Genomic DNA, 14401 nt, shown 5'->3' on the forward strand with positions numbered 1-14401 from the left:
CGCGCCGTCGTGATCGCCGACCGTTTAGCAGAATTGTTCTGCGAGGTCGTCGGATTTACGCTTCCGGTGCGAATCCGGGCGTGGGACGGCAGCGAGGCCGGGCCGTCCAGCGCGCCCGTGCTGGTCATCCGCTCACGGCGTGCGCTACGCCGATTGCTCTGGGCACCAGGGGAATTGGGCCTCGCACGGGCGTACGTGTCTGGCGACATCGACGTCGACGGCGACCTTGCCGACGGCTTGCGACTGGCCTGGGCCGGTGCCCGGCAGTCGAACAACCGGCACCGAACTGGGCGAATCTCGTGGCGGGACAAGACAAGAGCAGTGCTCGTCGCGGCAAGCTTAGGAGCGCTCGGAGCGCCGCCCGCCCCGCCCGCCGCTGAGGCGCGGCTGACCGGTCGGCGACACTCCCGCAGGCGGGACCGGGCGGCGATCGCGCACCACTACGACCTGTCCAACGAGTTCTATCGGCTGCTGCTCGACGAGCAGATGACCTACTCGTCGGCGTATTTCACCCACGACGGACAGTCGCTCGACGAGGCGCAGACCGCGAAACTGGATCTGATCTGCCGCAAGCTGGACCTCCGCCCAGGCATGCGGCTGCTGGACGTCGGCTGCGGCTGGGGGTCGCTAATCTGTTATGCGGCAACGCATTACGGCGTGCACGCCACCGGGATTACGCTGTCGCAGCAACAACGGGACTTCATCGCCGGTCGGCTGGCCGAACGCCGGGTGGACAACGTCGACGTGAGACTGCTGGACTACCGCGATTTCGACGCGCTGCCTGGTACCAGCGAGTCTTTCGATGCGGTCAGCTCGATCGAGATGGGCGAGCACGTCGGCGAAAAGCGCTACCTCGACTATGCGCGCATGCTGTTTCGGGCACTCACGCCGACGGGGCGGCTCCTGCTGCAGCAGATGTCGCGGCGAAGCGATGCCGCGCCGGGCGGTGGGCCGTTCATCGAGCGCTACATCGCGCCCGACATGCACATGCGCCCACTGGCGCACACGCTGAGTTATCTAGAGAAGGCGGGCTTCGAGGTGCGCGACGTCGAGGCCATGCGCGAACACTACGCACGCACCGCACGGCACTGGATCGAGACATTCGACAAGCACTACGACCAGTTCGTCGCCCTGCAGGGCGACCAGGCGGCCCGGGTGTGGCGGCTGTATCTGGTGGGCGGCGCGCTGGCGTTCGAGCAGGGCCGCATGGGCGTCGACCAGATTCTGGCGGTCAAGCCCACCGCCGACGGTCAGGCCGCGATGCCGTGGACCCGCCCTTGGGCGACGCCGGCGTCATAGCCCTCGCACCGAAGGCGTCGACCAAGGCGCCCGCGATCTGCCGGTCAGACAGACCGTGCTCGCGCAGCAGGTCGGCGCGGGCGCCGTGGTCGATGAACCGGGCCGGCAGCCCGAACACGCGGACCGGGACATCCACGCCGGTGTCAGCCAGTTCCAGAGCAAGCCGAGCACCCACACCGCCGACGCGAACGTTGTCCTCGACGGCGGCCACCAGGCGATAGTCACCGGCCATGGCCACCAGGGCAGGGTTCACCGGCAGCAGGAAGCCCGGGTCGACGACGGTGACCCCGATGCCGTGGGCGGCGGCCCGCGCGGCCACCCGCAGCGCGAGGGCCGCCATCGCCCCCACACCGACAAGCAGCACGTCGCGGGTCTGGGCCCGGGCGAGCACGTCGACACCGTCAACGGTTTCCAGCGCTTTGATGTCCGGGCCGACCGGCGCCTTCGGGAAGCGGATCACACTGGGGCCGTCGCTGCGCCTCACGCATGCGTGTAGCAGCGCGGCCGCGCTGCTGGCGTCGCGGGGGGCTGCCAACGCCAAGCCGGGAACCAGCTGCAGGTAGGACAGGTCCCACATGCCATGGTGCGACGGCCCGTCCGGCCCGGTGATTCCGGCCCGGTTGAGCACGAATGTGACCGGCTGGCGATGCAGGGCGACGTCCATGAGCAACTGGTCGAAGGCGCGGTTGAGGAAGGTGGCGTAGAGACAGACCACGGGCTTGAGCCCACCCATCGCCAGGCCGGCTGCATGGGTCACGGCGTGCTGTTCGGCGATGCCGACGTCGAAGACCCGGTCGGGGAATTCGGCGGCCATCGCGGCCAGGTTGACCGAGTGTGTCATTGCCGCAGTGACCGCGACTACTGCCGGGTCTCGGCGCGCTAGCGCCACCAGCTGCTCGCCGACCACGTCGTCCCAGCTGCGGGCGGCCGGTCGCTGGGCCCCGGTGGCCACGTCGAACGCGCCGACCCCGTGCAGGCAGTCGACCGGGTCACGCAGCGCCGGTGGGTAGCCGAAGCCTTTGCGGGTGATGCAGTGCACGACGACCGGTGCACCGAAGTCGCGGGCCCGGCACAACGCTTTCTCCAGCGACGCGATGTTATGGCCATCGATGGGGCCCAGGTACTTCAGGCCAAGATCTTCGAACAGCGGCTGGGGCGCCACCAAATCTTTGATCCCTCGCTTGAGGCGGCGCAACGCCTGGTAGAGCGGCAGCCCGGCCAGCGGCACGCGCGGCAGCGCCGCCTTGGCTAGCGACTTGTACCGCTCGTAGTCGGGGCGCATCCGCAGGTGGGCCAGATGCTCGGCCAGCGCCCCAGTGGTCGGATCGTAGGAGCGGCCGTTGTCGTTGATGACGATGACGATCGGGTGGCGGGGCTGGGCGGCGATGTTGTTGAGCGCCTCCCAGCACATGCCGCCGGTCAGTGCGCCGTCACCCACGACGGCAACCACCCGCCGGCCATGCTGCCCGCGCAACGCGAAGGCCTTAGCCAGCCCGTCGGCGTAGGACAGCGCCGCGGAGGCGTGGGAGTTCTCGACCACATCATGCGGAGATTCCCCGCGGCTCGGATAGCCCGACAGGCCGCCAGCTCGACGCAGAGTGGCGAAGCCGCCCTGTCGGCCGGTGAGCATCTTGTGCACGTAGGCCTGGTGGCCGACGTCGAACAGGATCAGATCGCGCGGCGAGTCGAAGACGCGGTGCAACGCAATGGTGAGCTCCACCACGCCGAGGTTCGACCCGAGATGCCCACCTGTTATTGCGAGCGCGGCGACCAAGAACTCCCGAACCTCCGCGGCGAGCTGCATCAGCTGCGCTTTATCAAGGGCCTTCAGGTCGTACGGTCCGCGGATCGTGGACAACAGCTGCACCGGTTACCCCTCGTCATCAAACCGGTGCGGCAGAGTCGCACTTGTCGGTTTGGGTGTCATCCTGGCCACCGCTTCCGTTGCTCCCACAAGCTATTCGGAGCCCTAGCCGCCGCAGATCGGAAACCGACGCCCGTATCGGGAGAAGCGGGCGGCCCCGACACCGCAGCGCCTATCCTGGCCGCGTCGAGGCAGTGCACGCCGGCGACTGTCCGGGGGCTGTGAGGGCGCGTGAATCGAACCACACCGGGAGCTAGCCGCAGGCAGTTGCGCTCCGGCTGGTCTCCTGCGGTGACGGCAGACGAGCCGGCGGTTGCCGAACGCGGTCCACAGTCCGACGACGAAGCCCGGCCGAGATATACCGTGCGGGCGGCCGCACAGTTGCTGGGTGTGCCGACCGCGACCCTGCGCAGCTGGACCCGGCGCTACGGCATCGGTCCGGCCGAGCATCGACCGGGTGCCCATCGCCTTTACAGCGACAACGACCTTCAGACGTTGCGCCACATGCGAACGCTGATCGACCAAGGCGTCAGCCCCCGAAGTGCGGCGCGGACCGCGATGGCGTCGGCGACACCCGGCTATGCCGAGACGGCTCCGCTCTTGGCCGCCGCGTTCGGGCTCGACGCGATCAATGCTGCGCTGATCATCGAGCGTCATCTGCGCCACTACGGGGTGCTCGACACCTGGGACTTGCTGGTGCGGCCGGTCTTCGCGGTTATCGAAGGCCGCCAACGCGAGGGCGAGAAATGCATCGACATCGAACACATGCTGTCGTGGGCGGTTGCGCGCTCGTTCCAGAAGGTACCGATGCCGCCCACCTGGACGCCGACCTCGGTGATCTTGGCCTGCACCGCCGACGAAACCCATGCCCTGCCGCTGGAAGCACTTCGTGCCGCGTTGTGTGAGCGCGGCTGCGGGGTGTTGATGCTGGGGGCCGCGGTCCCCGTCGAGGCGGTGGTCGACGCGCTGGCGCGGGGCTCACAGCCGAGGGCGGTGGTGATCTGGTCGCAAACTGCCGACACCGCGGATGCGGCCATGATCAGGACGGTCGCCAAGGCGGCACCACAGGTGATGGCCGCGGGACCCGGGTGGGACTCCGTGCGCCTGCCACCGGCGACGGTGCGCCCAAAATCGCTTCGTGATGCGGTGCAAATACTGACCACGCGAATCAGCCAGGCTTCCCGAGAGGGCTGATCGGATGCCATCTTCGACGGTTAGTGCATCGGCTGTGCATCAGTCGGGTATGTGTGGTGGTGTGCTCGATAGCTTGCCGCTGCCACGCGAAGAACTCGTCGTCTTGGTCGACGAACACGCCCGGCCCATCGGAACCCTGCCCAAGGCGGTAGTGCATCACCGGGCAACCCCGCTTCATCTGGGTTTTTCCTGCTACCTGTTCGATCGGCGCGGACAGGTCCTGTTGACCCGGCGGGCATTGACGAAGCGTACATGGCCCGGAGTGTGGACGAACTCGTGCTGCGGCCATCCACTGCCCGACGAACCGCTGTCCGAAGCGGTGCGGCGCCGCGCCCGTCATGAGTTGGGTTTGCAGATCGACCACTTGGAATGCGTGCTGCCGCATTTTCGCTATCGCGCCACCGCAACCGACGGCACCGTCGAAAACGAACTGTGTCCGGTGTTTTTCGCCCGCGCCCAGGGGCCGGTGCAGCCGGCGGCCGACGAGGTGATGGACTGGCGCTGGGTCTCGTGGCCCGAGTTGCGGGCGGCGGCCGAGCTGTCCTGGCCGCTGAGCCCGTGGGCCGCCGCCCAGATTTTGCTGCTGGAGGATGCCGACCTTGGGCGCTGGCGCTAGGGCAGCGGGTACAGGCGCGCGGGTTTAGGGACACGGCATGTCGGTCATCCTCGCCTACGGCTCCCCATCGCTGGGTCACCTGTTCCCGTTGTGCGCGCTGCTGTCGGAACTGGTCGCGCGCGGACACCAGGTTCACCTTCGGACAATGGCCGCCGGGGTCGTCGACGCGCGCCGGATTGGCGTCAAGGCCCAAGCCGTTGACCCGCGCATCGAGGCGATCGTGGGACGGGATTGGACCACCCGAAATGCGCTCGACGTGTTGAAGATGTCGATCGATGTTTTCTGCCGGCGCGCCGCGCTTGAAGTCGACGACCTGCGCGGGGCGATCGAGCTGGTGTGCCCGGATGTGGTGATCGTGGATGCCAACTGCTGGGGCGCAATGTCCTTCGCTGATGCGAAAACCCTTCGCTGGGGTGTCTTTTCGCCGTTCACGCCGTTCCTTCGCTCGCCCGGCGTGCCGCCATTCGGTCCAGGCTTGCGGCCATGGCCCGGCACGCTGGGCCGGATCCGGGACGCCGCCGTGCGCCCCGTTGTGGCGCACTTGTTCGACCGTCGGATCCTGCCGCCACTCAACGCCATTCGCAGCCGGCTGGGCGCGCCGGCAGTCCGGTCGGTCGACGAGTTTCTACGTCGAGCACCGCTGCTGCTGGCCGTGGGTGGCGAACCGCTGGAATACCCGCACCCCGGCTGGGGTGACTCTGTGCATCTGATCGGCGCTTGCGCGTTCGAGCCAGCGCCCTCGACCGCTCCGGCGTGGCTGTCACGAATCGAACAGCCCCTCGTGTTGGTGTCCACGTCGTCGATCCGCCAAGCGGATACGGTGCTGGGAGCGACCGCGCTGGAGGCGTTGGCCGGTGAACCGGTCCATGTGGTCGCCACCTTCCCGGCCGGCATACCCGCGGGCATGCCGAGGACACCCAATGCGACTGTGTGCCAATACGTCTCCCACCGCGCGGTGCTGGCCCGAGCCGTCTGCGCGATCACCCACGGCGGCATGGGAACCACGCAAAAGGCGCTCGACTGCGGTGTTCCGGTGTGTGTCGTACCGTTCGCGCGAGATCAGGCCGAGGTGGCGCGACGTGTCGAAATGGCACGCTGCGGAACCCGGCTGCCGGCGAAAAAGCTGACCGCGCGGCGGCTGCGGGCCAGCATGTACGAGGCAATGACGATGACCGACGGGGCACGGCGGGTGGCCGCCGGTTTCGCCGCCACCGGAGGCGTCGCGCGCGGCGCCGACCTGATCGAGAGCCGTCTGCTCAGCCAGCCGCCGCGGCGCAGTAGCTCGACTCGACGGCGCCGGGTCGGAAGACGGTCAGCGCTGGCCGCGCCGCGGCAAGCGGCGCGGCGCGGCGCGGGCGAACACCAGCCAGGACACGCCCGCCGCTACGAATGCGAGCAACTGCAGGGCCCTGGTCGCGTCGGCCGGGTAGAGCACTCCTTCGACGTAATGGTCGATGAATCCGCCCTGATCCAGCGGACGCATCTGCGCCTTTTCGCGAGCCATATTCTCCAGCCACGTCAACGGGCACGGGGCGGCCCATCTGACCACGGCCACCCCCCACACCACGGTCGCCACGTGCAGCCAGATGGTGCGCGGCCAGCGCAGCGCCAAAAATCCTCCGCTCGGCACGTAGATCAGGTACGCGAAATGGGCAGCGGCCGCTACGACGACGACGGCGCGGTACAGAAGTCTCATGGGGATGCCCAGGTTAGCGTGAAGGTCGACGCAACCGTGGCCGATCCGGCTTCGATGCATCTCCCTTCAGCCCGGCCGCAGTCTGCCCCCACTATCAAACGATGCACAATCGATGCATGTGGTCAACATTGGAAACGGGGTACTCCGACAGCCATGAAGCGACTCGCCCCCGAAGCCACGGCCCGGCAGACGCCCACGCTGCAGCTGGGCCGGAGGGGCCGCGTTGAGCGCCGTTGACGAACGCATGCTCGCGTTACCCACTGTGGGGTGGGCATACCGCGACGGGAATGCCGCCTTCGAGACCTGGCGGGCCAGCGTGCGCGACGCCGTGCTGGCTTCGGTGGCCGACTTCGTCGCCACCCGCTGCGCGGTCGACCTGCGCGGGCCAGGCGCCGACATTGCCGCCGAGGTCGTGCAGGGATTCGTCGGTGGCGGCAAGTGCGTGCGCTCGACCTTCGCATTGCTGGGCTGGCTGTGCGGGGCCGATGCCGGGGCGGCGGCGCTGCGGGCGGCCGCCAGCCTCGAGTTGCTGCACGCATTCGCGCTGCTGCAAGACGACGTAATGGACGATTCGCCGGTGCGCCGCGGGCGCGCCTCGGCGCACGTGCAATTCGCTTGCTGGCATCGCGACCGTGGGCTGTCCGGGTCGTCGAGCCGATTCGGGGAGTCGGCCGCGATGCTGCTCGGCGATCTGTGCCTGGTGTGGGCCGAGCAAATGCTGCGGGGAAGCGGACTCGCCCGCGACGCCCTCGACCGCGCCTGGCCGCGCTACGACACCATGCGGACCGAACTCGCGGTCGGGCAACTCGGTGACATTGTCGTCGATGCCGCGAGCCTGCCCAGTCTGGTTGAGGTGCTCGACGTCGCGCGCCGCAAGTCGGGTAACTACACCGTGCGCTGGCCGCTGGAAATCGGAGCCGTCCTCGCTGGCTGCGATGACGATGTGCTCACGCTGCTCAGCGGCTACGGTGAGGCCGTGGGCGAGGCCTTTCAGATGCGAGACGACCTGCTCGGTATCTACGGCTCGCCGCGGGTTACCGGTAAGCCCGCGGGCGCCGATCTGTCGGAGCGCAAGGCCACCACCGTCGTGGTGGCCGCCTATCAGCTGGCGGACAACGGGTTACGGCGTCGGTTGTCGGAGTTGATGGGCTCGGCTGAGCTTGACCAGTCCGCCGTCGACCAGTGGCGCACACTGATCGCGGCCACCGGCGCAGTGGAGTTGATCGAGCAGATGATCGCCGAGCGGGTCGCCGCCGCGCTGGAACTGCTCAGCAGCGACCGTATCGACCACGGCGTGCGCGACGCGTTGGCCGACATGGCCGTGGCATGCTCGCAGCGGGCGGCATGATGCGCACGGTCGTGGGCACAACTGACCACGTCGTGGTGGTGGGGGCTGGGCTGGCCGGGCTGTCGGCGGCTCTGCATCTGGCGGGTCGCGGCCGCGCGGTCACCGTGGTCGAGCGCGCCGGCGTTCCCGGCGGCCGGGCGGGCCGCAAAGACGTCGACGGCTACCGCCTGGACACCGGGCCGACGGTGCTGACCATGCCGGAGGTCATCGACGATGTCTTTGCGGCCGTGGGCGAGTCGACCGCGGACCGGCTGGAGCTGCGCGCGGTGCGTCCGGCTTACCGGGCGGTGTTCGCCGACGGCGAAAGCCTCGATGTGCACTGCGACGCGGCCGCGATGACCGCCGAGATCCGGCGGTTCGCCGCCCGGATCAGGCCCACGGCTACCGACGGTTGCGGGACTGGCTCACCCGGCTGTATCGGGTCGAGTTCGACAGTTTCATCGCCGCCAACTTCGACTCGCCACTGTCGCTGGTCACCCCCCAGCTGGCGCGGCTGGCCGCCATCGGGGGCTTCCGCCGGTGGGACACGATGGTGGGCCGGTTCATCACCGACGAACGACTGCGGCGAGTATTCACCTTCCAGGCCCTCTACGCCGGGGTCCCTCCGCAGCGCGCGCTGGCTGTTTACGCCGTGATCGCCTACATGGACACCGTCGCCGGGGTGTACTTTCCGCGCGGTGGAGTGCGGGCGTTGCCCGATGCACTGGCCGCGGCGGCGGCCAATGCCGGAGTCGAATTCCGTTACGGTGCAACAGTATCCGCCTTAGAATCCCGCGCCGGGCGGGTGGTTGGGTTGCGCACCGATACGGGTGAGCGGATCGGGTGCGACGCGCTGGTGCTGACCACCGAACTGCCCGACACCTACCGGCTGTTGGGCCGAACGCCGCGCCGGCTGCTGCCGCTGCGGCACGCGCCGTCGGCGGTCGTCGTGCACGTCGGATGCCGGGCGGCAGAGCACGAAACTGCCCTGCACACAATCCTTTTCGGCCGCGCTTGGGAAAAGACATTTCGCGACATCATCGACGACGGCCGCCTGATGGCTGACCCCTCGCTGCTGGTCAGCAGGCTCACCGCCGGCGATCCCGCTTTGGCGCCGGCCGGCCGTGACCTGCTCTACATCCTGGCGCCGGCCCCCAACACCGTTGTCGGGACTGTCGATTGGGACGTAACCGGGCGGGCCTACACCGACGAGCTGATCGCCACGGTGACCGATCGGCTGCCCCAACTCGGGGCCGACGCAGAAGTGCTGCACGTCGTGACTCCCGCGGATTGGGCGCGCGACGGGATGGCTGCGGGCACCCCGTTCGCGCTGGCGCACACGTTCACTCAGACCGGGCCGTTCCGCCCGGCCAACACCTTGCGCGGCGTCGAGAACGTGGTGCTGGCGGGATCGTCGACCGTGCCCGGCGTGGGTGTGCCCACTGCGCTGCTGTCCGGGCGGCTGGCCGCTGACCGGATCACCGGGGCGGCCACCCGGACGACCGTTGCCCGCCTACCGGGCCGGCCGCGATGATCGGTTCCGAACTCGACGCCGCCGGCGTGCGCGACCCCGCGCTGCGGGCCGCGTATCGGCACTGCCGCCGCCTCAACGCGCGATACGGCCGCACCTTCTTCCTGGCGACCAGGCTGCTCGCGCCCGATCAGCGGCCCGCGGTGCACGCGCTGTACGGGTTTGCCCGGCAGGCCGACGACATCCTCGACGATTTCGACCCGGGGCTTAGCACCACCGAGCGGGCCCGGCGACTGCAATGTCTGGCCGCTCGGTTGGCCGACCGGCTAAGGCACGGCCACCGGACCGACGACGACCCGGCGTTGACGGCGGTGGTGCATACCGCCCGCGCCTACGCGATCCCGTGGCAGCTGTTCGATGCTTTCCTGGCATCGATGCGAATGGACCTGACCGTCACCGACTATCCCGACCGGGATGCGCTGGACCGCTACGTGCACGGCTCAGCCGAGGTGATCGGGCTGCAGCTGCTGCCGGTGCTCGGCACCGTCGCTCCTCGCGAAGAAGCCGCCCCGTACGCCGCGGCACTGGGAAAAGCGTTTCAGCTCACGAACTTTCTGCGTGACATCGACGAGGATCTGCAGCGCGGGCGGATCTATCTGCCCGCTGACGAGCTGGCCGCCCACGATGTCGACCGCGACGTGCTGATGTGGTGCCACACCCACCGACGCACCGACCCCAGAGTGCGGGCCGCGCTGGTCGAGCAGCACGCGGTCACCCGCAAGATCTATGACTATGCCCGCGGCGGCATCGCGATGCTGCAGCCGCGATCACGCCCCTGCGTGGCGGTGGCCTCGACCTTGTACTCGGAGATACTGGACCGCATCGAAGACATCGACTTCGCTGTGTTCAGCCAGCGCGCCACCGTCGGCACCGGGCGGCGGCTGCAGGTGGCCGGCGCGGGCCTGTTGCGGGCATGGGCGGCGCGGTTGCGCGGGGGTAAGGGCTAACCATGGACCGCTGGCAATACCTGGTCGTGCTGGCCTGCTGCCTGGCCGTCACCGCGCCGCTGGAGATGTTCGGCGCCGGCGTATACCGGCAGCCCCGGCGGCTGCTGGCCGCGGTGTTGCCGGTCGCGGCCGTGTTCGTGGCGTGGGACGTGGCGGCCATCGCCGCCCATGTGTGGACCTACAGCCCGCGCTTCACCACAGGTGTCGTGCTGCCCGGGCGCATCCCGATCGAGGAGGTGCTGTTCTTCCTCGTCATCCCGCTGTGCGGGCTCCTTACCTACAACGCGGTCAGTGCAATTCTGGGCCGGCTGCGCCGAATCCGGATCAGGTCGGTGCGGCGGTCATGAGCGGCCTGGGATACACGCTGCCCGCTGTCGCGTCGGTGGTCGCGGTGTGTGCGCTGGAGTTCGCGGCGCTGCACACCGGGTTGTTTCGCCGACTGGCGTACTGGATTTCCCTGGTGATCGTGCTGGGCTTTCAGATTCCGGTGGACGGCTGGCTGACCAAGCGCAGCGCGCCGATCGTCAGCTACGACGAGCGGCACACCAGCGGCATCCGGTTTCCATTCGATATTCCGGTCGAGGACTTCATGTTCGGCTTCGCGCTGGTGACCGCGGTGCTGCTGCTGTGGGAACACCAGCGGCGGCGCGACCGACAGGATGCCTCGTGACCTGCCGTTTCCGCGGGCTGCCGCATGCCGACGTGCCCGCCGCGTTCGACGCTTCCGCCGCGGTGTACGACAAACTCGTCGCGGCCAGTCCCGGCTATCACGAGCAGCTGCGACTATCGGTGCGCCGCATGCGGTTACCCGATGAGGGCCGCGGACTGCGGCTGCTCGACGCTGGCTGCGGGACCGGAGCATCCACCGCCGCCCTGCTCGCGGTCGCGCCGCACGCCCAGATCGTGGCGGTCGACGCGTCGGCGGGCATGCTGGCCCAGGCCGCTGCCAAGCCGTGGCCGCCGACAGTGCGGTTCGTGCTCGGCCGTGTCGAAGATCTCGGCACGGCCGACATCGAAGGACCATTCGACGCCGTCTTCGCCGCCTACCTGCTGCGCAACCTGGCCGACCCGGACGCTGGGCTGCGCACGCTGCGCGGGCTGCTGCGCCCCGGCGGATTGCTGGCGGTGCACGAATATTCGGTGCGCGACTCGGCGCTCGCCACAGCGGCGTGGAACATGTTGTGCTGGGCCGTGGTCATCCCCGCAGGATGGCTGGCCAGCGGAGACCCCAGCCTGTACCGCTACCTGCGGCGCAGCGTCAACGATTTCGACGGCGCGGCTGCCTTTCGGGACAGGCTGCGCGACAACGGGTTCAGTGCGGTAAGCAGCCAAACCATGCCCGGCTGGCAACGGCACATGGTGCACACGTTCCTCGCGGAGGCGCCGCGATGACTGATCGCCGCCGTGTTACGCATCCCGCGCCCGTGGGTTCGGCCGATGCGGCCACCTTGCCTAGACGGCCCCACGCCGTGGTCGTCGGCGCGGGCATCGCGGGCCTGGCCGCCGCCACCGGCTTGGCCGAGCGCGGGGTTACCGTCGACGTCATCGAGCGCCAACCTTATCTGGGCGGGCGGGTGGGCGGCTGGACCGAGACACTTCAAGGCGGCACCCCGGTAGCCATGAACCGCGGCTTCCACGCGTTCTTCCGCCAGTACTACAACCTGCGAAACCTGTTGCGCCGCATCGATCATGGCCTGAGCATGTTGCAGCCCTTAGCGGACTACCCGCTGGTCGACGCGCACGGCCGACGTGACACGTTCCGCGGCCTCCCCAAAACTCCGCCGTTCAACGCGCTGGTTTTCGCGCTGCGCAGCCCGACTTTTCGGCTGCGCGACCTGGCACGGCTCAACGCTCGGGCCGCGGCGCCGCTGGCGGCGGTGTCGGTGCCCGAGATCTACCGGCTCCTCGACCACCTGGACGCCCTAACATTCCTGCGTGAGATCAACTTTCCCGACGCCGCACAGCATCTGGCTTTCGAGGTGTTCTCCCGCAGCTTCTTCGCCGAACCCGCCGAGCTGTCAGCCGCCGAACTGGCCACCATGTTTCACATTTACTTCCTGGGTTCCAGCGAGGGCATCATCTTCGATGTGGTCAACGCCAATTTCGATGCGGCGCTGTGGAATCCGCTGCGTTGCTATCTGGAAGACCGCGGTGTGCGTTTCCACACCGGGGTGTCGGTGACCGCGGTCGAGCCGGGTCCACGATTTGTCGTGCGTTGCGAGGGTGAGTCCGACATGGCGGCCGACGGTGTGGTGCTGAGCGCCGACGTCCGGGGACTGCGCCAGATCGTATGCAATTCGATGGGATTGGGCACCGAAGATTGGCGGCGACGCATCGCCGCGCTGCGCACCGCGCCGCCCTTCGTGGTTCAGCGACTGTGGCTCGACCGGCCGGTGCGCGCCGAGCGGGCGGCTTTCCTTGGCACCGGCGGGCGCCCGCCGCTGGACAACGTCAGCGTGCTGGAACGCTACGAACACCAAGCCGCACAGTGGGCTGCTCGCACCGGCGGCTCGGTCGTCGAACTGCACTCGTATGCGGTGACCAGCCCGCTGGACGGCTTGGGTAGCCAGCTGCTGGGCCGACTGCACGAGCTGTACCCGGAGACCGCGGCCGCGCGATCCCTCGGCGAACGGGTGCTGTGCGCCGACGACTGCCCACGATTTGCCCCCGGCGATTTCGCTTGGCGCCCGGGTGTCGTCACGCCCCATCCGGGCCTGGCGCTGGCCGGCGACGGTATCCGGATCGACTTGCCGGTCGCGCTGATGGAGCGGGCCGCGACGACGGGCTGGGCGGCGGCGAACCATCTGCTCGCGCATTTCGGCCTGGCGGGTCACACGCTGCAGACCGTGCCGATCGCGGGCCGCTCGACGGTGCTGCGCTGGCTTGCCCAGAAGGCGGGGCGGCGCCGATGAGCATTTTCGACGGCCTGAAGTCGTGGTGGTCGAAAACCTCGCCGCTGCAGCCGCTGCCAGCTACCCAGTGGGCGGCGCAGCAACCGACCTTCGCCGAGGCGCAACCGGCCGTCATCGACGGCGCGGTGCGCCGGTCACAGCTGCGGCCCAGCGGCAACTGGTACGTGATCGCCGCCAGCGCCCAGATCGGCCGTCGCCCGTTCGGGACGACCGTCGGCGGTCGCGAAATCGTGGCCTGGCGTGGCGCAGGCGGCGCGCTTCACGCCGGGCCTGGCACATGTCCGCATCTGGGCGCCGATTTGTCCGCCGGCAAGCTCGACTGCGGTGCACTGATCTGTCCGTGGCACGGCCTTCGCCTCGACGGCGGGCCGCGGTTCGGCTGGGAGCCATACCCTGCATACGACGACGGGGTGCTGGCCTGGGTGCGCCTTGATGACCTCGGCGGTGAGCCGCCGAGCGACTGTCCGGTGGTGCCCGATCGCCCGGACACCGCCCACCTGCACGCCGTGGCGCGCCTGGTCGGCCGCTGCGAACCGCGCGACATCGTCGCCAACCGCTTCGACCCCTGGCACGGCGCCTGGTTGCACCCGTACTCCTTAGCCGCTGCGCGTGCTGAGCGCGCCGGTGCCCGGCGCCGACGTGCCCCAGGATTGCGATCGTTTCCTGGTCGCGGTGACGTTTCGGATCGGCCGGTTCGGGGTTCCGGTGGTCGCCGAATTCACCAGTCCCGAGCCGCGAACCGTCGTGATGCGCATCGTCGACGGCGAAGGCACGGGTAGTGTGGTCGAAACCCATGCCACTCCAATGGGTTTGGGTCCGGATGGCCTACCCCGCACGGTGGTGCTGGAAGCCGTCGTCGCGCATTCCGACCGACCCGGCTTCGCCCACGCGGTGCGGGTTGCGCCGCTGTTCACTCCGCTGATGCGCCGCGCCGCGGCGCGGCTATGGCGTGACGACATCGCCTACGCCGAACGCCGCTACCGCTTGCGCACCCGTCGAACTTGACGCCCGCGCC

The 14401-nt window shown here is 69.0% G+C and carries 12 protein-coding genes and 3 pseudogenes; 13 read left to right on the plus strand and 2 right to left on the minus strand.

Translation table 11 applies throughout. The annotated features are described in order from the left end of the window. The first annotated feature begins 9 nt into the window (after positions 1–9). Positions 10–1299, plus strand: a complete 1290-nt coding sequence (locus MYXE_RS20810; RefSeq protein WP_085196926.1) for an SAM-dependent methyltransferase — start codon at positions 10–12, stop codon at positions 1297–1299. Here the strand turns inward: MYXE_RS20810 and dxs are convergent. Next, positions 1232–3160: a 1-deoxy-D-xylulose-5-phosphate synthase gene (gene dxs, locus MYXE_RS20815; protein WP_232061880.1), complete on the minus strand. Its 1929-nt coding sequence runs from the start codon at positions 3158–3160 to the stop codon at positions 1232–1234. The genes MYXE_RS20810 and dxs overlap by 68 nt on opposite strands. A gap of 294 nt (positions 3161–3454) precedes the next feature. On the opposite strand from dxs, the gene MYXE_RS20820 reads away from it, so the two are divergent. The 3 genes and pseudogenes from MYXE_RS20820 to MYXE_RS20830 all read left to right on the plus strand — a co-directional run. Then, positions 3455–4357, plus strand: a complete 903-nt coding sequence (locus MYXE_RS20820; protein ID WP_085196931.1) for a MerR family transcriptional regulator — start codon at positions 3455–3457, stop codon at positions 4355–4357. A 49-nt stretch (positions 4358–4406) separates the two neighbouring features. Then, the gene (idi, locus tag MYXE_RS20825; RefSeq protein ID WP_003919740.1) at positions 4407–4973 is read left to right on the plus strand and encodes an isopentenyl-diphosphate Delta-isomerase; all 567 of its coding nucleotides are present in this window, start codon (positions 4407–4409) and stop codon (positions 4971–4973) included. Positions 4974–5010: 37 nt separating this feature from the next. Further along, a pseudogene (locus MYXE_RS20830) lies at positions 5011–6237 on the plus strand (glycosyltransferase); the annotation flags it as partial. A gap of 48 nt (positions 6238–6285) precedes the next feature. Here MYXE_RS20830 and MYXE_RS20835 read toward each other — a convergent pair. After that, positions 6286–6729, minus strand: coding sequence for a DUF2784 domain-containing protein (locus tag MYXE_RS20835; protein ID WP_172468604.1), 444 nt, complete (start codon positions 6727–6729; stop codon positions 6286–6288). Positions 6730–6913: 184 nt separating this feature from the next. Between MYXE_RS20835 and MYXE_RS20840 the strand changes: the two genes are divergently transcribed. From MYXE_RS20840 to MYXE_RS20875, 9 genes and pseudogenes are all read left to right on the plus strand, one after another. Then, on the plus strand, positions 6914–8017 hold the full coding sequence (locus MYXE_RS20840) for a polyprenyl synthetase family protein (RefSeq protein WP_112650224.1): 1104 nt from the start codon (positions 6914–6916) through the stop codon (positions 8015–8017). Next, positions 8017–8249 (plus strand): annotated as a pseudogene (locus MYXE_RS25135) (FAD-dependent oxidoreductase); the annotation flags it as partial. The gene MYXE_RS20840 and the pseudogene MYXE_RS25135, both read left to right, overlap by 1 nt. An 87-nt stretch (positions 8250–8336) precedes the next feature. Then, positions 8337–9530 carry a phytoene desaturase family protein gene (gene crtI / locus MYXE_RS20845; RefSeq protein WP_332102253.1) on the plus strand — a complete coding sequence of 398 codons (1194 nt, stop codon included), beginning with the start codon at positions 8337–8339 and terminating at the stop codon, positions 9528–9530. Then, the gene (locus MYXE_RS20850) at positions 9527–10474 is read left to right on the plus strand and encodes a phytoene/squalene synthase family protein (RefSeq protein WP_085196939.1); all 948 of its coding nucleotides are present in this window, start codon (positions 9527–9529) and stop codon (positions 10472–10474) included. The genes crtI and MYXE_RS20850 overlap by 4 nt, the downstream gene beginning before the upstream one ends. 2 nt (positions 10475–10476) lie before the next feature. Beyond that, entirely contained in the window at positions 10477–10821 is a 345-nt protein-coding gene (locus MYXE_RS20855; RefSeq protein WP_003919746.1) for a lycopene cyclase domain-containing protein, read from the plus strand. Further along, positions 10818–11144 (plus strand): lycopene cyclase domain-containing protein, encoded by a 327-nt coding sequence (locus MYXE_RS20860; RefSeq protein ID WP_003919747.1) that lies wholly within the window; start codon positions 10818–10820, stop codon positions 11142–11144. Before MYXE_RS20855 ends, MYXE_RS20860 begins: the two co-directional genes overlap by 4 nt. Beyond that, positions 11141–11866 (plus strand): class I SAM-dependent methyltransferase, encoded by a 726-nt coding sequence (locus tag MYXE_RS20865; protein ID WP_085196941.1) that lies wholly within the window; start codon positions 11141–11143, stop codon positions 11864–11866. Before MYXE_RS20860 ends, MYXE_RS20865 begins: the two co-directional genes overlap by 4 nt. Then, positions 11863–13386 (plus strand): FAD-dependent oxidoreductase, encoded by a 1524-nt coding sequence (locus MYXE_RS20870; protein ID WP_112650223.1) that lies wholly within the window; start codon positions 11863–11865, stop codon positions 13384–13386. The genes MYXE_RS20865 and MYXE_RS20870 overlap by 4 nt, the downstream gene beginning before the upstream one ends. Further along, a pseudogene (locus MYXE_RS20875) lies at positions 13383–14391 on the plus strand (DUF5914 domain-containing protein). The gene MYXE_RS20870 and the pseudogene MYXE_RS20875 overlap by 4 nt, the downstream one beginning before the upstream one ends. Positions 14392–14401 lie beyond the last annotated feature (10 nt).

It is taken from the genome of Mycobacterium xenopi (assembly GCF_009936235.1).
Lineage (GTDB): Bacteria > Actinomycetota > Actinomycetes > Mycobacteriales > Mycobacteriaceae > Mycobacterium > Mycobacterium xenopi.

What these genes read in the sequence shown, in the direction of transcription:
- idi (WP_003919740.1), top strand. Translation starts at nt 4,407, where the DNA reads ATGTGTGGTGGTGTGCTCGATAGCTTGCCGCTGCCACGCGAAGAACTC.
- MYXE_RS20835 (WP_172468604.1), bottom strand. Translation starts at nt 6,729, where the DNA reads ATGCATCGAAGCCGGATCGGCCACGGTTGCGTCGACCTTCACGCTAAC.
- MYXE_RS20840 (WP_112650224.1), top strand. Translation starts at nt 6,914, where the DNA reads ATGCTCGCGTTACCCACTGTGGGGTGGGCATACCGCGACGGGAATGCC.
- MYXE_RS20850 (WP_085196939.1), top strand. Translation starts at nt 9,527, where the DNA reads ATGATCGGTTCCGAACTCGACGCCGCCGGCGTGCGCGACCCCGCGCTG.
- MYXE_RS20855 (WP_003919746.1), top strand. Translation starts at nt 10,477, where the DNA reads ATGGACCGCTGGCAATACCTGGTCGTGCTGGCCTGCTGCCTGGCCGTC.
- MYXE_RS20860 (WP_003919747.1), top strand. Translation starts at nt 10,818, where the DNA reads ATGAGCGGCCTGGGATACACGCTGCCCGCTGTCGCGTCGGTGGTCGCG.
- MYXE_RS20870 (WP_112650223.1), top strand. Translation starts at nt 11,863, where the DNA reads ATGACTGATCGCCGCCGTGTTACGCATCCCGCGCCCGTGGGTTCGGCC.